The organism is Bacillus sp. FSL W8-0519, from assembly GCF_038005585.1.
GTDB classification, from domain to species: Bacteria; Bacillota; Bacilli; order Bacillales; family Bacillaceae_G; genus Bacillus_A; species Bacillus_A paranthracis.
The window spans coordinates 392,040-412,521 of sequence record NZ_JBBOTL010000001.1 but is presented as its reverse complement, the minus strand read 5'-3'; the positions used below and the strand labels follow the sequence as shown (position 1 = coordinate 412,521).

The 20,482-nt window shown below is 35.5% G+C and carries 21 protein-coding genes and 1 riboswitch; of the genes, 7 read left to right on the top strand and 14 right to left on the bottom strand.

Annotation, left to right across the window (positions count from 1 at the left end; translation table 11 throughout):
• Positions 1-10: 10 nt before the first annotated feature.
• Together NST14_RS02190 and NST14_RS02185 are read right to left on the bottom strand one after the other, a co-directional pair.
• Positions 11-793, bottom strand: a complete 783-nt coding sequence (locus NST14_RS02190) for a nucleotidyltransferase domain-containing protein (protein WP_071743008.1) — start codon at positions 791-793, stop codon at positions 11-13.
• Positions 794-914: 121 nt separating this feature from the next.
• The gene (locus NST14_RS02185; RefSeq protein ID WP_000147495.1) at positions 915-2,024 is read right to left on the bottom strand and encodes a PRK06851 family protein; all 1,110 of its coding nucleotides are present in this window, start codon (positions 2,022-2,024) and stop codon (positions 915-917) included.
• Between the two features lie 149 nt (positions 2,025-2,173).
• A riboswitch (SAM riboswitch) is annotated at positions 2,174-2,286 on the top strand.
• Positions 2,287-2,372: 86 nt separating this feature from the next.
• Here NST14_RS02185 and NST14_RS02180 point away from each other — a divergent pair.
• Positions 2,373-3,005, top strand: coding sequence for a cyclase family protein (locus NST14_RS02180; RefSeq protein ID WP_000862960.1), 633 nt, complete (start codon positions 2,373-2,375; stop codon positions 3,003-3,005).
• A 27-nt stretch (positions 3,006-3,032) separates the two neighbouring features.
• Here the strand turns inward: NST14_RS02180 and NST14_RS02175 are convergent, their stop codons facing one another.
• The 6 genes from NST14_RS02175 to NST14_RS02150 form a co-directional block, all read right to left on the bottom strand.
• Positions 3,033-3,413 carry a hypothetical protein gene (locus NST14_RS02175; protein WP_000424100.1) on the bottom strand — a complete coding sequence of 127 codons (381 nt, stop codon included), beginning with the start codon at positions 3,411-3,413 and terminating at the stop codon, positions 3,033-3,035.
• 425 nt (positions 3,414-3,838) lie between these two features.
• The gene (locus NST14_RS02170) at positions 3,839-5,104 is read right to left on the bottom strand and encodes a hypothetical protein (RefSeq protein WP_000434741.1); all 1,266 of its coding nucleotides are present in this window, start codon (positions 5,102-5,104) and stop codon (positions 3,839-3,841) included.
• Positions 5,105-5,341: 237 nt separating this feature from the next.
• Entirely contained in the window at positions 5,342-6,010 is a 669-nt protein-coding gene (locus NST14_RS02165; RefSeq protein WP_001004282.1) for a hypothetical protein, read from the bottom strand.
• Positions 6,011-6,172: 162 nt separating this feature from the next.
• Positions 6,173-6,622 carry a spore coat protein gene (locus NST14_RS02160; RefSeq protein ID WP_000432501.1) on the bottom strand — a complete coding sequence of 150 codons (450 nt, stop codon included), beginning with the start codon at positions 6,620-6,622 and terminating at the stop codon, positions 6,173-6,175.
• Positions 6,623-6,642: 20 nt separating this feature from the next.
• Positions 6,643-7,158, bottom strand: coding sequence for a hypothetical protein (locus tag NST14_RS02155; RefSeq protein WP_000051521.1), 516 nt, complete (start codon positions 7,156-7,158; stop codon positions 6,643-6,645).
• A gap of 236 nt (positions 7,159-7,394) precedes the next feature.
• Positions 7,395-7,634, bottom strand: a complete 240-nt coding sequence (locus tag NST14_RS02150) for a helix-turn-helix domain-containing protein (protein ID WP_001004507.1) — start codon at positions 7,632-7,634, stop codon at positions 7,395-7,397.
• A 181-nt stretch (positions 7,635-7,815) separates the two neighbouring features.
• On the opposite strand from NST14_RS02150, the gene NST14_RS02145 reads away from it, so the two are divergent.
• Entirely contained in the window at positions 7,816-8,184 is a 369-nt protein-coding gene (locus tag NST14_RS02145) for a hypothetical protein (RefSeq protein ID WP_000235473.1), read from the top strand.
• A 195-nt stretch (positions 8,185-8,379) separates the two neighbouring features.
• On the opposite strand, the gene NST14_RS02140 is transcribed toward NST14_RS02145, so the two are convergent.
• Positions 8,380-9,429 (bottom strand): NAD(P)/FAD-dependent oxidoreductase, encoded by a 1,050-nt coding sequence (locus NST14_RS02140; protein ID WP_073536170.1) that lies wholly within the window; start codon positions 9,427-9,429, stop codon positions 8,380-8,382.
• Between the two features lie 331 nt (positions 9,430-9,760).
• Here NST14_RS02140 and NST14_RS02135 point away from each other — a divergent pair, with 331 nt between their 5' ends.
• The 3 genes from NST14_RS02135 to NST14_RS02125 are packed head-to-tail and all read left to right on the top strand — an operon-like array spanning position 9,761 to position 12,771.
• Positions 9,761-10,678 carry an iron-hydroxamate ABC transporter substrate-binding protein gene (locus tag NST14_RS02135; protein ID WP_000732578.1) on the top strand — a complete coding sequence of 306 codons (918 nt, stop codon included), beginning with the start codon at positions 9,761-9,763 and terminating at the stop codon, positions 10,676-10,678.
• A 48-nt stretch (positions 10,679-10,726) separates the two neighbouring features.
• The gene (locus tag NST14_RS02130) at positions 10,727-11,767 is read left to right on the top strand and encodes a FecCD family ABC transporter permease (protein ID WP_000823048.1); all 1,041 of its coding nucleotides are present in this window, start codon (positions 10,727-10,729) and stop codon (positions 11,765-11,767) included.
• A complete protein-coding gene (locus NST14_RS02125; protein ID WP_073541577.1) occupies positions 11,764-12,771 on the top strand; it encodes a FecCD family ABC transporter permease in 1,008 nt (335 codons plus the stop codon). Before NST14_RS02130 ends, NST14_RS02125 begins: the two co-directional genes overlap by 4 nt.
• A 39-nt stretch (positions 12,772-12,810) precedes the next feature.
• Here NST14_RS02125 and NST14_RS02120 read toward each other — a convergent pair whose 3' ends face one another.
• Genes NST14_RS02120 through mtnK form a run of 3 tightly spaced genes read right to left on the bottom strand, consistent with a single transcriptional unit; the run spans position 12,811 to position 15,790 of the window.
• Positions 12,811-13,452, bottom strand: coding sequence for an L-fuculose-phosphate aldolase (locus NST14_RS02120; RefSeq protein ID WP_000926545.1), 642 nt, complete (start codon positions 13,450-13,452; stop codon positions 12,811-12,813).
• A gap of 52 nt (positions 13,453-13,504) precedes the next feature.
• Positions 13,505-14,548, bottom strand: coding sequence for an S-methyl-5-thioribose-1-phosphate isomerase (mtnA, locus tag NST14_RS02115; protein ID WP_000392482.1), 1,044 nt, complete (start codon positions 14,546-14,548; stop codon positions 13,505-13,507).
• A gap of 12 nt (positions 14,549-14,560) precedes the next feature.
• Positions 14,561-15,790, bottom strand: a complete 1,230-nt coding sequence (gene mtnK / locus NST14_RS02110) for an S-methyl-5-thioribose kinase (protein ID WP_000033261.1) — start codon at positions 15,788-15,790, stop codon at positions 14,561-14,563.
• A gap of 588 nt (positions 15,791-16,378) precedes the next feature.
• On the opposite strand from mtnK, the gene ahpC reads away from it, so the two are divergent.
• Positions 16,379-16,942, top strand: a complete 564-nt coding sequence (gene ahpC, locus NST14_RS02105) for an alkyl hydroperoxide reductase subunit C (RefSeq protein ID WP_000924422.1) — start codon at positions 16,379-16,381, stop codon at positions 16,940-16,942.
• Between the two features lie 14 nt (positions 16,943-16,956).
• On the top strand, positions 16,957-18,483 hold the full coding sequence (gene ahpF, locus NST14_RS02100; RefSeq protein ID WP_000599492.1) for an alkyl hydroperoxide reductase subunit F: 1,527 nt from the start codon (positions 16,957-16,959) through the stop codon (positions 18,481-18,483).
• Between the two features lie 47 nt (positions 18,484-18,530).
• Here the strand turns inward: ahpF and NST14_RS02095 are convergent, their stop codons facing one another.
• Both NST14_RS02095 and NST14_RS02090 read right to left on the bottom strand, forming a co-directional pair.
• Positions 18,531-19,139 carry an SAM-dependent methyltransferase gene (locus NST14_RS02095; RefSeq protein ID WP_229143093.1) on the bottom strand — a complete coding sequence of 203 codons (609 nt, stop codon included), beginning with the start codon at positions 19,137-19,139 and terminating at the stop codon, positions 18,531-18,533.
• Positions 19,140-19,352: 213 nt separating this feature from the next.
• Positions 19,353-20,468 carry a M20 peptidase aminoacylase family protein gene (locus tag NST14_RS02090; protein WP_000853524.1) on the bottom strand — a complete coding sequence of 372 codons (1,116 nt, stop codon included), beginning with the start codon at positions 20,466-20,468 and terminating at the stop codon, positions 19,353-19,355.
• Positions 20,469-20,482 lie beyond the last annotated feature (14 nt).

Genomic DNA, 20,482 nt, shown 5'->3' with positions numbered 1-20,482 from the left:
GAGCACAAACTTACTTGTGCTCTTTTTCGTATACCGCAAACAACATATCTCGAAACAATGTATTTAAACTCTCAATATCGATCCCTGATCCCTTTTCAATTCCTTTTACATATTGCTGATAGTAATGAATTTGTTCTTCTAAAAATTGATTCAACACATCAATTTTTAATCCAACATCTAATTCAGTACCTGCCTTTTTCTTTATTAACAACTGTTCAATTTCATCTAATACGCTACGCTCCAATGATAATTCTGTAATTAATCGATCGAATTCTACAGGAGGCAAAGTTGTTTTCTCCTCTAGCCACTTACAAGCCAAAATAGGACGCAATACATAAAAGTACTTTTTTAATTTTACATTCTCACCTTGCAAAAATTCACGATAATTTTTTGAAGCCATATGTAAGTAATGATATATCGTTGCTTTCGGATCGAAGTTCTTTTCACTCATTTGCTGAAGCTGTTCTGGAAAATTAGAGTTTTTCGAATAAAAAATGGGTGATCGAATCCATTCGAGTAAAGCTGGGTTTGACTTTGCAAATAGTTGTAACGCTTTTTTAATATCCCATCCGCTTATATCTAAATCATCACTAATCGGATACTCAATTACATCTCGTTTATCATGAATGGATAAATACCATTCTACCGGGTGCATATAAACGAATCTAACATCATAATCACTATCTTTTGATGGAAATCCCCATGCACGACTCCCTGACTCCACAGCGAATAAAATTTTCACATCATTTTCTTTCTCAATTCGTTCTAACTCCAACTTAATTTTCTCTCTCATTTCATACCCTCTCCATTTTTTGATTATTTCCTTGGAAATTCGACAAATATATTACTAAGTTTACTACATACTAAAATAGCTGTCAGAAAATTTCCGACAGCCTGTCAAAATTCGTTATTTTTTACTTGTTCTTTTCAGTTACACTAACCGCAATTCGTTCAAACTCTTTTTGGATCTCCTCTTTGTATGCATCTACTTTTGAAAAGTCCATAGCAGCAATATAAATTCGTTCTAATTTATCACGAACTGATTTCGCTTTCGCTAAAAAAGACATTGCCTCATTCATTTTTGCTTTATATTGAATAGAGACGTCACGAATTTCCTCCGCATACTTCTCATCCGTCCCTGGTGTTACAATAAGGGCATACATATCTATAATTTCATCACCTTCGCGGCTCGGAAAATATTCATGTGGTGCCGTGCTATCGAAAATCGCAAACCCTAATTCTCTTACGATCACCATATCAAGACTATTTGGATCAAACCCACAATGATATACTTCAACTTCAAATCCTTTTTCTTCTGCTGCCTTAGCTAATTTTTTGAGCATTGTTGATTTCCCAGAACCTGGGCGTCCTTTTATAAAATAACGATGTGGTAATCCTTCTGTTAAATTAGGAACAAAATCAACTGCTCCTTTCGGTGTAGCTGCTCCTAAAAACCGATGTTTCACAAGCGATTGTTTCCCAACTTTATCTGTAAATAATTTCTGAATGAGCTGCTCGGTTAGTTCGTTCGCTTTATTAAAATCAATATTACTAATATATATTTTCTCCCACTCATCATGTATAACTAATGCCTCGTTAAAACGAGCGTAAGCAGCTTGAAAAGCTTTGCTTGCTTCTGAAACAAATCGTTCAATTTCCACTTTCTGCTTTCTTAACTTATCTGAATCCCAAGCAATTCCTAAATTAATATACTCCTCGACAACTCCTGGCATTTTTGGCTCAATAACATGCGGTGATGTTCCATCAACAATTCCTACTTTTAACTTCGGGATAATGACACCATCAACCGATTTATTATCAGAAGAACAGTGTAAAAATTCAATATCATATCCCTTTTCAACCCATTCACGACCTATTACCTTAATTAAAGAAGATTTTCCCGTTCCAGGTCCACCCTTTAAAATAAATAATCTGTTTAGTCCTTTTAAATTCTCTTCATATAAATTATGAAATCCTCTAGCTGTATTTCCACCAGCATAATAATTCAATACATTCCCTGTCACTGCACTCACTCCTTCGCAGCATTCTATTTACATAAGCTACAATATGCGAGCAACTTTATTTGGGTGAATACCTATTTTGTGTTGCACAGAAAAAGGAAATGAATTACAATTTTATTATCACGAAAATTCCGAACTTTAAATTGCATATACCTTTATCAAGAGAGGCAGAGGGACCGGCCCTTTGAAGCCCAGCAACCTCAGTTTATACAAACTGAATAGGTGCTAATTCCTGCAAAATGCATTGCATTTTGAAAGATAAAACGTAACTATTGTGTGCAAAACTCATCTTTCTTGATTATGAAAGGTGAGTTTTTTATATTTCAAAATATATACTTGGAGGTATTTAAAGTGAAAGTAATTGACCTATCCCAAACATTTGAAAACAATATGTCTCAATTTCCTGGAACACCAAAAATCAATTTAGAAGCCATTACAAGCGTTGAAGAAACAGGTTATCAAGTTACAGATTTTCATTCTGTCGTTCATGTTGGTACACATTGTGATGCTCCTGCTCATTTCATTTCAGGCGCAACGACTATTGATCAATTGCCCCTAGACCAATTTGTAGGTGAAGCTGTTCTTATCGACGTAACTCATGTACAAGAACGAAAACTACCTAAAGAAGTATTACACAATGCTGACATAAAAGAAGGTGATATTGTCATTTTCCATTCCAACCTATCTAATAAATGGAATACAGAAGCGTATGAACAAGAAGCCTTTTATCTTTCTGAAGAATTAGCTGAAGAATTAGTTCAATTAAAAGTAAAATCTGTCGGTTTAGATTTCATTTCTCCTGACGAGGTAACGACAGAAACATCGCCAATTCATCACATACTACTTGGGAATAATATTTATTTAATCGAAAACTTAACAAACTTAGATGCCATTAATGCGAAACGTTTCTTTTTCTCAGCGGCACCTTTAAAAATTAAAAATAGCGACGGTGCTTTCGCAAGAGCATTCGCTGTAATTTTTTAAACAAACTATACAAAAAAGCAAAGATCATCATTGACCTTTGCTTCTATTTCTTTTATTTAAACTAAGAAAGAATTGCTCAACGCGAGGACGTAACCAAGCTAAATAATCTTTCTCTTTCTTCTTTGTACAAGCTATTTCTTCCCCATCGACCATTCCGACAAGTTCTAGCTCTAACAGTTGCCTCGTAAATGCTAACATATTTATTTCTTCTTCCGGATACTCTTCTTTTAATTTCTCCTCAATTTCCCCTAATAAAAAACCGTCACGCATCATTGCCAATGCATCAATCCAAAGTGGCGGCATTTCATATTTTTCTCCTGTAATTGTATCTTTTACAATATAATTCTTTTGCTCTTTTCGAAATTGAATCGCGTGTAAGCATACAGTCGAATTTAATGTTAATTCCATCATACCACCTCTTTCATAATATCTGCATAGAAAAAAGGATGCGCGTGCACCCCTTCTTTTTCTAACACTACCGAACCGTTACATGAATAACAAATCTCATGTCGATATTTTCCTCCATTATAAACGAAGTATTTTATAAAAAAAACCCTTCTCGAAACATTTTATAAAATGTTTATATTTACGCAACAAGAACACTTTTCTGAAAAATATTTTCTTCTAGCGCATTATGCTATCGGTAAAAAAATCTCCACCTTCATTCCTAGCTCTCCGCTACTTTGAATCGCAATACTTCCTTGCTACTCCTCATGATCAATACAAAAACTCTACATATTATCTCATTAAATGATAAGGAAATTACTTTCAGAGCAATCTGTAACCTTATAACGAGAAAAGGAAGGAGATTTCCCCTTCCTTTTCATCACAATTTATATCCACCTTACTCGATCATGTAGCAATCCATCCGTAAAGTCATTTCCACCAACTACAAAATCATTCATATATAAATTCAAATATTCTCCGTACTTACTTTCTGTATTTAATAATAATTCCTCTACATAATAGGCACCTTGTTTAAAGTTATCGAACAGTAAACTACACAAGCCAGCATAAATGCCACATCCTACTTGGAAGTATGTCGCATTCGTTTTATATTTATGAAAAACTTGACTGCTATTCATCACGTTATACATATAGGTCTCGCTATTTTCATAAACGAGTAATACACCGACTAGATCCTCGCCCGCAATCTCTTCTTCGGCTGGATTAAATACTTTACGATTCCAATTCCATAGATCTTCTACCTTATCTAAGTTCTGTCTAATTATATTTGTTGTATACTCGTTAATTCGGTAAAGAAACCCTACTTCCATGTTAAAGTTTTTCCCTAAAATTAAAACTTCCTCATGCGGCATCAAACAACCATAAAATTCTTTCTCTCCCAACTTTACTTTATACTCTGAAGCATATACATCTTCATAAAAGTAAAGAGGACGATGATGACTCATATACATCGGATAACTCCATATCGCTTCATCTAGAAATCGCTCTACTGCCCATGAAGCATACAGTGTATGAGGCTTTATAAGTGCTGTATCATTCAAAAATGACGTATCATGTTCTACTATATAGCATGCTCTTGGCTTTTCATTCGGGCGTTCCTTCATAAGTTCAACAACCATCCATTGAACGACACCTGGATTCATACCTGAGCCTATAATTGCTTTTGTATTTTTAAATTTATCTTTTTCCTTCTCAAATCTCGTATATCTTTCCGTAAGCTGAAAGCCGATTAAACTATCGTCCTGATCTACTGCCTCGTTTTCCAAAGCTGAATTAATATAACAAATTCCAAGTTCATTACAACAGCTTAATACTCTGATCGTATCTGCCCCTGAAACATCAATCACAACGCTCGTACTACTTTCTTTTAAATGTTTTTTAAATGTCACTACATCTTGGAGATCTATTTCGGATAAAAACAATTGATCTTCCAAATTTGGAAACAACTCGTCATAATACGTCCTATCTTTTTGTTTTATATCAACCAAATAAAATGTAACATTCTTTATCACTTCATAAATCGGGTCTTTTTCATTTACTATCGCTTGATTTAAAATCGCTAAAACTGCTTTTGCTGCTCCACCAGCACTACCAAGTAATGTAATCGATAACGAATTTGGAAACTGCTCCACCAACAAAACCCCTTTAATATATTAGTTAAGCAGTTCTCCCTCAAAAAAATAAATTGAATACATCAAAAGATAGCTCGTACATATTCTTTATAATTTAGTACAAAATTTCCTCTTCAACAGCCATACTAACATATTTATATTCAATTCATTTTTCCCCTCATATTCAGATCAAGCTAAACAAATAGGCTCGACCTTTTCTTCTGCATATAAAAGAGAAAGCCAGCCCTTTCAATTAACTTACGGACAATGGACAGATTTTACATGTTGAATATTTACATACATTTTCGCATCACGCGCTTTTAATATTTCAATATGCCCTTCATCAATCTTCGCCATCTTTCCGATTTTATTATATTCCTCACCTAAATCGAACACCATAATTTTTCCAGACATTTTAATAAGTTGTTCTTCAAACGTTCGAGCTAACGTAATATTTAAGGGATTCACGGGGAGTTCATTTTTATTGAGGGCGTAAGGCACTTGATTTTCTTTATACGGAATTAACCATTTCAAGTGTTTTAAAGATATATATACAGTTTTATAAACTGGACTATAAAAAACAATATAATCGTTCATTACACTTGTAACATACCCATGTATTGGAGCATTTCCTGCTACATAAATTTCCGTAAAAATCCCTTTGGAAGTACTTAATACTTTCCTCAAAGAAATTGAAGGTGACTCTCTCTTAATTACAGAATCCACATCTGGTTTTAAGATTTCTTCATCATGTGATCGTAAAAATTTATAATATTGTACATGGTATAAAGATATATATACGTAGTCTTGTCCATTGTAAAGAACAACGATATCATTTCCTACGTCTATTAATACACCTTTAAACCTTTTTTCACCAATTAATTTAACATATATATTTTCTCCAATACTTTTGTTTAACTCATTCATCTATATCCTCCTTCCTATGAATTTCTTCTTTCCTGTCTTTCATTTCTAAAAAAATAATCAGGGCAAAGTTCTGTTTTAATAGTAAGTAATTCCTTTTCATACTATTGAAATAAGAAATTGTTCTTCTCTTTCCCTCATAATGCCCCTCTTATTTATTAAACATTATTCATCTTCATTCTTTTTACATTTAACTACTTGACTCACACTCTTAATATGAGACTTAACTACATAAATCACTTCATCGCAGTTTACTAGTGTAATGCAGCCATGGTGTACCTCACTTAACAAACCTTCCACACATTCTGGACCACCACGATTAATTTTTACCCACTTATACTTCAAGTCTTTTAATATATCTAGAAAAGTATCCTCATCAGAGCAGAAACATGAACTATAGCAATCACCACATTTACTTTCTTTTACTTTCTTAACTAGACTCTTCACATGCTTCAAGTGATAATATACTAATTCACCATGTGGTAATTGTAACGTTAGATAATCTTTGCCTAACGATACAAGCTCACCAACTCGACTTTCTGGTCCGCGAAGGTTTACTTTGACAGTCTCACCAACTAAACATTTAATTTGGTCACAACATAATACATTCTCCAATTTCGTATCCCCCTTTCTTATTATCTTCCTCTACTTGATTGTCTTTGTGCACGAGCACGACCTGAATTATTGCTACTTTCCTTACTATCGTCGCTCTCATCGCTCTCTCCACAAGCTAAAGCATTATAGTTAACACTTTTAATATGCTTTATTGCAATTAAGATAATTTCTTCTTTTACGATTAATGTTACGAAGTCACAAGAAACATCTTGTAAAATGCCTTCCACTTTCTCTGGACCACCGCGATTAATTTTCACCCAGCAATATTTGAAACTTTCAAGCAGTTCTTCAAAGTCTTCTGCACAGGCGCAATCTTCCCACTCGCAATCACTTGATCCACATTCTTTCGCATTTTTTGTGATACTCTTTAGATGTTTAAGTTGATAGTAATAAAGTTCACCTTTTTCATTCTGCAATACGAAGTAGTCCGGACATACTGATATTATTGTTCCTTTTTGAGATTCTGGACCACCCCTGTTTACTCTCACAAAAGATCCAATTAAGTCTTTCAAAAAATCACAATGAAATAAACTCACGAGAAAACCCCTTCCATTAATTTATAAGCTTTTGCACTGATAGTATATGTATCTGTACAGGTTACGTTCTCTATGTTTGTCCTAGCTAGAAAAAAATATGCTTTTAACATGGTAGACTACTACCTATCAAAATTTGAGGAAAGGCTAAGAACTCCTTATGCTTTTAATATCTTTAAACAAAAAAATCCCTTATGAAGATACATTTCTGCATATCTTCATAAGGGATTTCCCATAGTTTAATCTTCGTCTTTAACATCCATATCTTCTGGAATTGGTTCGTTCAATATTTCTTCCACTAATTGCTTATATTTCTCCATTTGTTCTAAATGTGTATTGAATTGTTCTTTATTTAATAAATATTGCTCTCCATCAAATAGTGCACGAATTTTCTTTTGCTGAATTAACTCTTCAATATACGACTTTGGTAAATTCAAATACTCCGCAGCTTCTTCTACTGTTATATACAACTCGTTCATTCCTTTATTATTTTTTCCTATATACTGTATCTTACTTTATTTTTGTAAACAAATAAAAAAGATTTTGTAAATGCAACCTAAAAAGCAGGTAGATGCATTCCATATATTGTATAATAGTGTATAGTAAGAATTTTTTAAATATAGAATGGTATTACCCATTTACACAAAGGAGAGTTAACATATGGCTACTCGTCACATCATTACAATGTTAGAAAAAACATTACAAATTGAAACAGAAAACACAATTTCTCATTTAACTGCATCTTTATCTGATCGTATTCTTTCTCAAAGCGTAGCAATACAGGAAAACAATTGTTACCATACAATTGGAGAATGGTACAAAAATCATTTCTTATTCCAACAAGATGATTTCCTTTGGGCTAAATACGTTTTCTATGACGCATATTGTGAGGAAATAAAAAAACAAGGTCATCTTACAAAACGTGTTCGCCAAATATTAGAATCATTAGCTCGAATGCATGGAAAACAGTACATTGCTTCTATATTAAACATGCCATTTCCTAACGAACGAGCTAAAGGAACAGCATAATGTAATACAGTTCTGCGTCAGCAAAACATAGATTCATTATTTTCTAGGAAGATTCACAAATAAAATGTTCATGTCACATGAACTGATGAAACCGGTGTCATTATAATGATTGAAAATATAGTAAACAGGAAAACCCCCATTTACCTCTCTCGTCATTCGAATAGAGAAGTAAATGGGGGGATACTTGTTCCTTTACTATTTCATCATCTGCTTAATCAATTCTCGATTTCTCTTCTTAAATACCTCATTATGCGAAGAAACCATTCCATACTCACTTGCATCTGGCTGAATAAATTGTTTCGCTTTATTCACAGCATTTCCAGCATCTTGGAATGCTCCCGCAATTAAGTGTAATTTTCCTTCATGCTTTAAAATATCCCCAGCAGCATATAATCCGTCTACTGAAGACTCACTATTTGCATTCCCTGCAATATAAAAATTATCTATAATCGCAACGTCTAACTCACTATTTTCTAATAATGTAATGTCACGTTCATATCCATGATTAATAATAACTTCATCAATAGGTAAATGAGAAACTTCACCTGTCTCATGATTCGTTAATTCTACATATTCAATCGCTTCATGACTATCACCAGCAATTAATTTTGTAATCGATGTATGAAAGAAACACTCAGCTGAGCTGTTCAGCAGTTGCTTCACTTGTGCTTCATGACCAGATAATTCTTCTTTTCTATATGTTACATATACTTTTTTCGCGATTGGTTCTAATTCATTTGCCCAATCAACGGCAGAATTTCCTCCGCCGGAAATAATGATCGTTTTATCTTTGAAACGCTTTAAAGACTTCACTGTATAATTTAAATTCGATACTTCAAATCGCTCAGCACCTTCAATTGATAACTTTTGTGGTTTCAATATACCACTTCCAGTTGCCACAATAACTGTTTTTGAAAAGTGTTCTTTTCCATCGTTTGCTTTTAACGTAAAAGTGCCATCTTTATTACGAATAATCGATTCTACTTTTGTATTTAATACAACTTCCGGCTTAAATGTTAACCCTTGTTGTACAAGTTGCTCAATTAATTTATCACCTGTAACTGGTAATAGTCCTCCTACATCCCAAATCATCTTCTCTGGATAAACATGTATTTTTCCACCTAACTGTGGTTGAAATTCTATTATTTTCGTTTTCATTTCTCTGAGTCCACTATAAAAAGCTGAATAAAGCCCTGCAGGTCCTCCGCCTATCACAGTTACATCAAACAATTCTTCTCGATTCATTCGTGCTCACTCCTCAGCTACTAATCATTGATTATCATTCTCAATAAAATATAACCTGTTTCCGCAAAATTTACAATTAAAATTACTATTGACAATACAACTAGATAAAATTATATTATTTAATGAATCAATAGTGATAATCATTATCAATTTGTTAATAATTAGAAAATTTGAGATTACATCTTCTTTTATTAGTATGGTTAATACTATATTGTGACATCTCACATTCAAAATTTTTAATAAACATTTTGTATTACCACTACTCTTTCAAAAAGATTGCAGTTAAACAAATTATTGTATACACATATCATCTATTTAAAGGAGACAGACGATGAAAAAGTTATTTATTTCACTAACAGTTCTTTTCGTCCTTGTTATGAGCGCTTGTAGCAATGGCTCTACAGACAAAAAGAACGATGCAAAAGGTAGTAAATCAGAAACCATTACATACCAATCTGAAAATGGTAAAGTAGAAGTTCCTGCAAATCCAAAACGCGTTGTTGTTTTATCATCATTCGCTGGTAACGTAATGTCATTAGGTGTAAATCTTGTTGGGGTAGATTCATGGTCTAAACAAAACCCACGTTTTGATAGCAAACTTAAAGACGTTGCTGAAGTATCAGATGAAAATGTTGAAAAAATCGCTGAACTAAATCCAGATTTAATCATCGGTTTATCAAATATTAAAAATGTTGATAAGTTAAAGAAAATCGCTCCTACTGTAACATACACTTACGGAAAAGTTGATTACTTAACACAGCATTTAGAAATTGGTAAGTTATTAAACAAAGAAAAAGAAGCAAAAACTTGGGTTGATGACTTCAAGAAACGTGCACAAGAAGCTGGTAAAGAAATTAAAGCAAAAATCGGTGAAGATGCTACAGTTTCTGTTGTAGAAAACTTCAACAAACAGCTTTATGTATACGGCGAGAACTGGGGCCGCGGAACAGAAATTCTGTACCAAGAAATGAAATTAAAAATGCCTGAAAAAGTAAAAGAAAAAGCATTAAAAGAAGGTTACTACGCATTATCTACTGAGGTATTACCTGAGTTTGCTGGTGATTACTTAATCGTAAGTAAAAACAAAGATACTGATAACTCATTCCAAGAGACAGAATCATATAAAAACATCCCAGCAGTAAAAAATAATCGTGTATACGAAGCAAACATGATGGAATTCTATTTCAACGATCCACTTACATTAGATTTCCAACTAGACTTCTTCAAGAAGAGCTTTCTTGGTAAATAATACAAACATGAGGAATTCTTATTTTAAGAATTCCTCTTCCTTTATTCTATGAAAAGAAAAGATGTGAAACGAATGACAAAAGAACATGACAATACACGTTCTATAGCTTTTACATACAAATTAATTTTAAGCATAATTGCATTCTTTCTTATTTTTATGGTAGCAATGGTATTAGGTGCTGCAGATACTTCAATAAAAGACGTATGGTCAGCACTCACTTCCTCCGCTAAAGGGGATAAAATATCTATCATTCGCGAAATACGTTTGCCCCGTGAAGTTGCCGCTATTTTTGTAGGAGCTGGACTTGCTGTTTCTGGAGCAATTATGCAAGGATTAACAAGAAATCCACTTGCAGATCCTGGATTACTCGGGCTATCTGGTGGAGCAAATGCTGCGCTTGCACTAACACTTGCTTTCAATCCTTCCATCAGCTATCTTTACTTAACATTAGCTTGCTTTATCGGTGCTGCCGTTGGTGCAATTATGGTATTTGGAATTGGTATGGTGAAAAAAGGCGGTCTCTCCCCTCTTCGAATTGTATTAGCTGGTGCTGCCGTTTCAGCATTTCTACTCGCAATTTCAGAAGGAGTCGGCATTTACTTCAAAATTTCACAAGATGTATCACTTTGGACTGCTGGAGGCGTAATTGGAACTACTTGGAGCCAATTGAAAGTTATTATTCCAGTCATTTCAATTAGTATCTTTATCGCTATCTTACTAGCAAAAAAATTGACAGTTCTTAGTTTCAGTGAAGAAGTGGCTATTGGACTCGGTCAAAAAATTATTGTTATTAAAACCATTCTATTTATCATTATTATCTTACTTGCAGGTGCGTCTGTAGCACTTGTCGGAAATATGGCATTTATCGGTTTAATGGTACCTCACATGGTACGCCCAATTGTCGGTCCAGATTACCGATTTGTTATACCGATGTCAGCAATTGCTGGGGCTTCCTTTATGCTACTTGCAGATACAATCGGACGTACCATTAACGCTCCGTACGAAACACCAGTTGCTGCTATTGTCGCAATTGTAGGATTACCATTCTTCCTATTCATTGTACGTAAAGGAGGAAAAATGTTCTCATGATACCATCTATTCTAAGAAAACAACGTCTTATCATACTCGCTTTACTTATACTAACCATTACAACTATTGTAATTGGAATGGGGCTCGGTTCAGCATCTTTATCTTATGATCGACTACTCCCAACGTTAATGGGACAAGGAACTTTTAAAGAGGAGTTCGTTTTATACTCTTTAAGACTACCTAGAATTATCATTACATTATTAGCTGGTATGGCTCTCGCTTTATCAGGAGCTATTCTGCAAGGAATTACCCGAAATGATTTAGCTGAACCTGGTATTCTCGGAATCAACTCTGGGGCCGGTGTTGCTGTTGCTATTTTCTTTTTATACTTTCCAATAGATGTAGGTTCATTTCTTTACTTACTACCTATCGTTGGATTTATCGGAGCGTTTCTGACAGCTGTTCTAATCTACGTATTTTCATATAGTAAATCAACTGGACTTCAGCCGGTGCGATTAACATTAACCGGTATCGGTTTTGCATTTGCACTATCTGGAATGATGATCGTCCTTATTTCATCCGCAGATCGTATAAAAGTGGACTTTATTTCCAAATGGATTGCCGGTAACATTTGGGGAGATGACTGGATCTTCGTTTTAGCAATGCTTCCATGGTTAATCGTATTCATTCCGTTCGTTTTCTATAAAGCAAACCGATTAAACATTCTAGCATTAAACGAACCGGTCGCAATTGGCGTTGGAATTGAAATTGAAAAAGAACGCAGATACTTATTAGTGGCAGCCGTTGCGCTTGCAGCTGCTGCAGTTTCCGTAACAGGAGGAATTAGCTTTATCGGACTGATGGCTCCTCATATCGCGAAATCTTTAGTAGGTCCAAGGCATCAAATCTTCATGCCTATCGCCCTTTTAATCGGCGGATGGCTATTACTATTAGCAGACACAATTGGACGAAATATCGTTGAACCTAACGGTATCCCAGCAGGTATTGTTGTCGCTTTAATTGGTGCTCCTTACTTTATGTATTTGTTGCTTAAGAAGGCGTAAAAAACACCCTCAAGATCTTTTCTTGAGGGTGTTTTTATTCTACTGCTGCCCATACCCTTCAAACTTCTTCGCCAAATTCTCCATCTCGTCTTCTGGCAATAGCTTCGGTTCCCCAATGCTTTTCGTTTGATAATAAATTTGCGCACAAAACTCAATTTCTTCCGCAACGGTAAATGCCATTTTTATATGATTTGCACCTGCAATTAAACCGTGGTTCGCAAGTAAAACGGCACGACGATCGATCATCCCTTCAAAAGCAGCCTCTGCTAATTGCTTCGTACCAAATGTTTCATACGGTGCACAACGAACATTTGGGCCTGCGAAAGCAATTAAATACGATACTGCGGGCAGTTCCCATCCTAATGATGCAATCGTCTTTGCATAAGGAGAATGTGTATGCACAAGCGCATTTATATCTTCACGCTTTCTATAATAAATAAGATGCATATCAAGTTCGCTTGATGGTTTTCTCTCTCCCTCTACTACATCGCCATCTAAGTTTAATATAACTACATCTTCAGGCTTCGTTTCATAATAATCTAAACCACTTGGGCTAATGGCAACAAGACCTTGCTCCCGATTGAAAATACTAATATTACCGCCTGTCCCCTTTGTTAAACCGCTAGAAATCATTTTCTTTCCATACGCTACAATTTCTTCTCTCTCTTTTTGTAATAACATATACATCCCCCTAAGTATGAAGCTTATGATGACTGACTTTGTATCTATCTACTTATTGAAATAGCTTTTTTAAGTTTTCCGTAAACGGTGCTTTTACAATCCCTTTTTCCGTAATAATCGCTGTTACATTTTCATGTGGCGTGACGTCAAATGCTGGATTATATACTTTACTTTCTTTCGGAGCAGAATATTGCCCAAAGCGATTAATCACTTCAGAAGCATCCCTTTCCTCGATCGGAATTTCTTTTCCTGTCGGTGTTTTTAAGTCGATTGTCGGTGTTGGTGCTGCTACATAAAACGGAATGTTGTAGTATTTCGCTAAAATAGATACGCCTAATGTCCCAATTTTATTTGCTATATCACCATTTGCTGCCACACGGTCGCATCCAACGATTACCGCATCAATCTTCCCTTGTGACATAACCATAGCTGCCATATTATCTGTAATGACAGTGACGTCAATTCCCGCTCGCTGCAATTCTAATGCTGTTAACGTTGAACCTTGTAATCTAGGACGTGTCTCATCTGAATAGATTTTCAAGTCCCATCCTTTTTCTTTCGCTAAGTACATTGGAGCTGTCGCAGTACCATACTTAGTCGTCGCTAACGCACCTGCATTACAATGTGTTAATACTCCCATTCCATCATGGAATAATGTTAGTGCATGTTCTCCAATGTGACGGTTAATTTCTTCATCTTCTCTATGAATCTCTTTTGCCTCTTCTAGTAATCTATCTTTCAACTGGGCGATTGATAAGTGTGCGTTCTCTGTCGCGACTGCCTCCATTCTTTCAAGTGCCCAAAATAAGTTTACTGCTGTCGGTCTTGATGTTGCTAAGTATGCACATACCTTTTTTACTTCCTCTATCAATTCTTCCACCGTATTTTGAGTAACTTCCTTGGCTCCTAAATACACCCCGTAAGCTGCTGAAACACCAATCGCTGGCGCACCTCTTACTTTCATTACTTGAATGGCATCCCACACACCTTCAGCTGTTTTAAAAGATTCATAGACAACCTCATTCGGTAATAATGTTTGATCTAATAAAACTAAAGCATCATCTTTCCACTGGATTGGTATTAATTGCTCTTCCATCATCTTCTCCCCTTACTTCGCGTAGTGCATTGACTGTTCTTTTAACGTTTCTACAAAGCTTGTACCTGTTTTATATTGATTCGCTCGTAAAATAAATTTCTTCGCTACTTGAAGACAAATACGTTCCGCTCTAGCACGTGCTTCCTCATTCTCAATACAAGTAATGTCTTTTACTTTCGCTAGCCCAACAATACGACGAATTAACTCAAGTCCCGTCACCGCAGCCGTATCCTCTAATACAGATTGTAAATAGATTTCGTTAAAGCCTTCTTCCTTCGCCATAATCTCTGTCACATGAATATCCCAAGCGTCTAAAAACTTCTTCTTAAATAAATCAATTACCTCTATTATTGTCGATTGTAACCAATCCATATACGTATCTTTCTCAGCTCCAGCTGACATCATTGCATCTGCATTTACCCAAGCAAACATTAAATTCGCCATTACATTCCCAACGTCATATCCCATTGGTCCATAAAAGGCAAACTCAGGATCGATTACCTTTGTGGAATCATTTTTTACAAAAACAGAACCAGTATGCAAATCACCGTGAATAAGCGCCTGTGCATTCGTCATAAAAGAAAACTTAAGTTTAGCTACTTCTATACGGAGCTCTTTATCACTATAAATATGTTCTCTAATCCATCCATCATTTAACGGAAATAACTCATTACGCTTATTATGATTTGTAAATGGCTCAGCGTATACGAGTTCTTCTGTAATCTCACATAACTCAGGATTTATATAATTCTTCACAAGCTCCTTCTTCTCTTTATGATTCATTACAACATCCGATGTTAATAAGAGTGTATTTACCATAAAGGTAGTTAAATCATCCGCAAGCCTCGGAAATATTTCATGATTTATAAGTGCTGTACGTAATATTGTGTGATCCGATAAATCCTCCATTACGCAACAATTCATCACACTATCAAACAAATACACCTTCGGAACAAGTCCAGGTGCTAACTCTTCCTCTAACTGCAAAACATCTGATTCTATACGAATACGATTCGTCGACAACTTAAACTCATCTGAAATACGTGCTGTATCCCCAGCTTGCTTTACAATGACAGAAATGTTCTTCTGTTCATCCCAAACGCGGAATACATAATTTAAATTACCATCGCCTATTTCTTTACACTGTAACCCCTTTGCATGTTCAAACTTACATAATTTCTCTTTCACATATACAATCACATCGCTAGCTTCCATTAAAAAATACTTCGTGAACTTAGACATGGTTTCCCCTCCACACTAATTGTAAGCGTTTTCTAAAAGCTATAAAAAATAATAGGATTAAATCTTTCATCCTATAATATATGTTCTTCTTTTTGAAATGTATATCTAGGTTTTATTATATCTTGTTAATATCTTGAGTCAATGTTTCTATATCATTGCAATATGCTTCCTAATTATATATTTGAGAGGACAAAAATTGTTCAAAAAGATTCTAGTTCATTTTATTTTATTTATCACACAATTCTTTGTAAAATAGAAATACGCAGTTCCTTTTCAAAAAGACAACTTCTAAGAAATATTTCCTTCCTAAGAATTTATACTTACATCATATCTCTAACATACACACTACTCATTCAAGCACTCATTGAAAATTTATAAACTTAAAATTACCTTTCCATTCCCTGTTATCCTTAATTGAGAATAAATATTAATTAAATTGATATAAAGTTCGTTTATTCGCTTGACAAAATAACCACTTCTATATGATAATTAATATCGAATTAGAATTATTATAGTTAATTAAAAAATATATTTTATGAGCACACTATTTTTTGATGCTCAAAACCAACATTTAGGAGGAATTTTAATATGTTATTAATCGGCACAGAAGTAAAACCGTTTAAAGCTAATGCTTACCATAATGGAGAATTTATCCAAGTTACTGACGAAAGTTTAAAAGGAAAATGGAGTGTAGTTTGTTTCTACCCAGCTGACTTCACATTCGTTTGCCCAACTGAACTTGAAGACTTACAAAACCAATATGCAACTCTTAAAGAGTTAGGCGTTGAAGTATACTCTGTATCTACAGACACTCACTTCACTCACAAAGCATGGCATGATAGCTCAGAAACTATCGGTAAAATCGAGTACATCATGATTGGTGACCCAACTCGCACAATCACTACAAACTTCAACGTTTTAATGGAAGAAGAAGGTCTTGCTGCTCGCGGTACATTCATCATCGATCCAGACGGCGTTATCCAATCTATGGAAATCAATGCTGACGGTATCGGCCGTGACGCAAGCATTCTTGTTAACAAAATTAAAGCAGCTCAATACGTACGTAACAACCCAGGTGAAGTTTGCCCAGCTAAATGGCAAGAGGGTTCTGCTACACTTAAACCAAGCCTTGACCTTGTAGGCAAAATCTAAGGAGTTCGATCAAAATGATACTAGATGCAGATATAAAAACACAACTATCCCAATATCTTCAATTAATGGAGAACGATATTTTACTTAAAGTAAGCGCAGGAGACGATGACGTATCTAAAGATATGTTAGCTCTAGTAGACGAATTAGCTACTATGTCATCTAAGATTACAGTAGAAAAAGTTGAATTAGAGAGAACACCAAGCTTTAGCGTAAACCGCCCTGGTGAAGACACTGGTGTCGTATTCGCTGGTATTCCATTAGGACACGAATTTACTTCATTAGTGTTAGCTTTACTACAAGTAAGTGGACGCGCTCCAAAAGTTGAACAAAAATTAATCGATCAAATTAAAAACATTCAAGGCGAATATCATTTTGAATCTTATATCAGCCTAAGTTGTCATAACTGTCCTGATGTTGTACAAGCTCTTAACGTAATGAGCGTTCTTAACTCTGGTATTACACATACTATGATTGATGGCGCTGCATTCAAAGAGGAAGTAGAAAGCAAAGACATCATGGCAGTACCAACAGTTTTCCTAAACGGCGAATCTTTCGGCAGCGGTCGTATGACACTTGAAGAAATTTTAGCTAAAATGGGTAACGGTCCAGATGCATCAGAGCTTTCTGATAAAGATCCATACGATGTTCTTGTTGTTGGTGGCGGCCCTGCTGGTGCAAGTGCAGCAATTTATGCAGCACGTAAAGGAATCCGCACTGGTATCGTTGCTGAGCGCTTCGGCGGTCAAGTAATGGATACTATGGGCATTGAGAACTTCATCAGCGTAAAACGCACTGAAGGTCCTAAGCTAGTAGCAAGTCTTGAAGAGCACGTTAAAGAATACGACATCGATGTAATGAATCTACAACGTGCGAAACGTTTAGAGAAAAAAGAACTTATTGAAGTGGAACTTGAAAACGGCGCTATTCTGAAAAGTAAGAGCGTAATCGTTTCAACAGGTGCTCGCTGGCGTAATGTTGGCGTACCAGGTGAAGCTGAGTTCAAAAATAAAGGTGTAGCATACTGCCCACACTGTGACGGTCCATTATTCACTGGAAAAGACGTAGCAGTTATCGGTGGAGGTAACTCTGGTATTGAAGCAGCTATCGACTTAGCAGGTATTGTTAAGCACGTAACTGTTCTTGAATTCATGCCAGAATTAAAAGCTGATGCTGTATTACAAGAACGTCTTAACAGCTTACCAAACGTAACTGTTCTGAAAAACGTTCAAACAAAAGAAATTACTGGTACTGATAAAGTAAACGGTATTTCTTACATCGATCGTGAAACTGAAGAAGTTCATCACGTTGAATTACAAGGTGTATTCGTACAAATCGGTCTTGTTCCAAACACAGACTGGTTAGGCGAAACAGTTGAACGCGTTCGCGGTGAAATCGTAACAGACAAGCACGGCGCTACAAACGTACCAGGAGTGTTTGCTGCAGGTGACTGTACAAATAATCCGTACAAACAAATCATCATCTCTATGGGTTCAGGTGCAAACGCAGCTTTAGGTGCATTTGATTACTTAATCCGTAACTAATTATATAGACGTGAGTAAAAAAAGCGGGTGCCTTGGCACCTGCTTTTTTATAATCTTAATGTATAAATTAAAAATCTCTCATTCCCATTCTTCTCATAAGCACCTGGCAATCTAACTTCTTTCTTCAGCTCAAACGCAGTCTGATTTTCTAAGAAGAAAATATAGTCCTCAGAAGGATAATACAAAATAATATCCACTTCTCTCCCCTTTTCTTCTACTGAAAGCAAAATGTTATTTACTACATTCATAAACACTTGTACAGAAAATGGATTAAAGAAATAAAAACGGTTATCGCGTGGATCAATTTCATATTCCTGCGCTAAACAACATTGGAATTGAATTTTCCCCTTACTGTTTCGTGCCTTTCGTTCATAACGATCTCGATTTTCAATCGCTTCTTTATAAAACTCTTCATTCATTTCAATTCCAACCGCTGAAGCACCGCACTTATGGTGCATGTAAAAGTTTAATCGTCCTTTTCCACATCCAAAGTCTACAATCTGGTCGCTACTTCTTATTTCATATTGATTCAATAACTCATCTAATCCGCTATACGGCGTCGGTTCATAACGATGATAATGCATAGACTTGTTAAACCCTTTTTGCTCACCGACTGTTTTTATATGTAAAACTGCATCGTAATATTGTTCGTTCATTCGTTTTCTCCTATTAAAAAATGGTACTTATTATTATACACCATGTACTGGATGCTCATTTTTCATCAAATTAATAGGTACGTGAAATTATATCGACGATTTTCTCAATATATCTATCGTAATTTCAAATATATCAACGATTTTTTCAATATATCGACGTTTCGACAAAGGATATCGACTTAACGACAAATTTCTACAAAAAACAGGAGCTCCCTAGCCCCTGTCTTCTAACACTTTCAATACAGTTTGTTTTAATATTTCTACCCCATCCATAATGCAACTATGATCGAACTTCATATACGGATGGTGTAATCCAGGTTGTAGGTCTGCTCCTAATCCAAGCATGACAGCTTTTAAATGTGGTCTCTTCACTGTGTAGTAATGGAAATCATCGCTTCCTGTCGTATAAAGTGGTCCCGTACATTTATCTTCCCCATACACTTCAAGAATACCTTTACGCATAAATCGCTCAGCTTCTTCTGAAACTTCAGCTCCTGGCGCGAGATCAATCCACTCATATGAAGTTTTCGATCCCATCGATGCAGCTGATTCTATGACATGCTCTATTTTTTTCTTCAATTCTTCTAATAATGTATTACTCTCCGCTCTGACATCTAGGCTAAAATGCCCGTTACCCGGAATAATATTTAAATTATCACCACCAGCTTGGCACCTCGTCATCTTTACTGAATAGGAATTTTGCGGTGGTAGCCATATGTTTTTCAAACCGATATTAATCATGGAAATAACATCAATCGCATTTATCCCTTGATGTGGGCGTGCTCCATGTGCATCTTCTCCGTGAATCATACCCTCTAAAAATCCTGCTGCTCCGTGACGAATTGATGGGGCAGCCTGTTTCAAAGATAGTTCTTCAATCGGGCGCAAATGAACACCGAATAGGAAATCCGCATCATCCACAGCACCTTTCTCTACCATTTTTAAAGCGCCATTCCCTTTCTCTTCTGCTGGCTGAAAAATAAATCTAACTGTACCACTTTTCCATCTCATATTCTTTAATTGTAAAATAAGTCCCATTACAATCGTCATATGAGCATCGTGACCACACGAATGATTCGCTTTAAATTCTCCATTCACTTCTTGCCAAAGTGCATCCATATCAGCGCGAATTGCAATAACAGGATTTCCGCTTCCAATTTCAGCAATCACCCCTGGGCAATCATCAAATATTTTATATGAAATTCCTTCTTCTTTTAAAAAGTTAGTAATATACGCTGTCGTTTCATACTCTTTCCAACTCACTTCAGGGTTTTCATGTAAATGCTGAAAAATTTCAGTTAAACGCTCTTGTAGTTCTAATGTTTTCAAAGCTACATTCTCCT

Bases quoted from the DNA above. Each gene is read 5' to 3' on its own strand.
- NST14_RS02140 (WP_073536170.1), bottom strand. From the start codon at position 9,429: ATGAATCGAGAAGAATTGTTTGATGTAACTGTGATAGGCGGAGGACCT.
- mtnA (WP_000392482.1), bottom strand. From the start codon at position 14,548: ATGGAAGAGCAATTAATACCAATCCAGTGGAAAGATGATGCTTTAGTT.
- NST14_RS02120 (WP_000926545.1), bottom strand. From the start codon at position 13,452: ATGTTATTACAAAAAGAGAGAGAAGAAATTGTAGCGTATGGAAAGAAA.
- ahpC (WP_000924422.1), top strand. From the start codon at position 16,379: ATGTTATTAATCGGCACAGAAGTAAAACCGTTTAAAGCTAATGCTTAC.
- mtnK (WP_000033261.1), bottom strand. From the start codon at position 15,790: ATGTCTAAGTTCACGAAGTATTTTTTAATGGAAGCTAGCGATGTGATT.
- NST14_RS02150 (WP_001004507.1), bottom strand. From the start codon at position 7,634: ATGAACGAGTTGTATATAACAGTAGAAGAAGCTGCGGAGTATTTGAAT.
- NST14_RS02175 (WP_000424100.1), bottom strand. From the start codon at position 3,413: ATGGAATTAACATTAAATTCGACTGTATGCTTACACGCGATTCAATTT.
- ahpF (WP_000599492.1), top strand. From the start codon at position 16,957: ATGATACTAGATGCAGATATAAAAACACAACTATCCCAATATCTTCAA.
- NST14_RS02165 (WP_001004282.1), bottom strand. From the start codon at position 6,010: ATGAATGAGTTAAACAAAAGTATTGGAGAAAATATATATGTTAAATTA.
- NST14_RS02145 (WP_000235473.1), top strand. From the start codon at position 7,816: ATGGCTACTCGTCACATCATTACAATGTTAGAAAAAACATTACAAATT.
- NST14_RS02095 (WP_229143093.1), bottom strand. From the start codon at position 19,139: ATGAACGAACAATATTACGATGCAGTTTTACATATAAAAACAGTCGGT.
- NST14_RS02135 (WP_000732578.1), top strand. From the start codon at position 9,761: ATGAAAAAGTTATTTATTTCACTAACAGTTCTTTTCGTCCTTGTTATG.
- NST14_RS02190 (WP_071743008.1), bottom strand. From the start codon at position 793: ATGAGAGAGAAAATTAAGTTGGAGTTAGAACGAATTGAGAAAGAAAAT.
- NST14_RS02125 (WP_073541577.1), top strand. From the start codon at position 11,764: ATGATACCATCTATTCTAAGAAAACAACGTCTTATCATACTCGCTTTA.
- NST14_RS02130 (WP_000823048.1), top strand. From the start codon at position 10,727: ATGAAAAGAAAAGATGTGAAACGAATGACAAAAGAACATGACAATACA.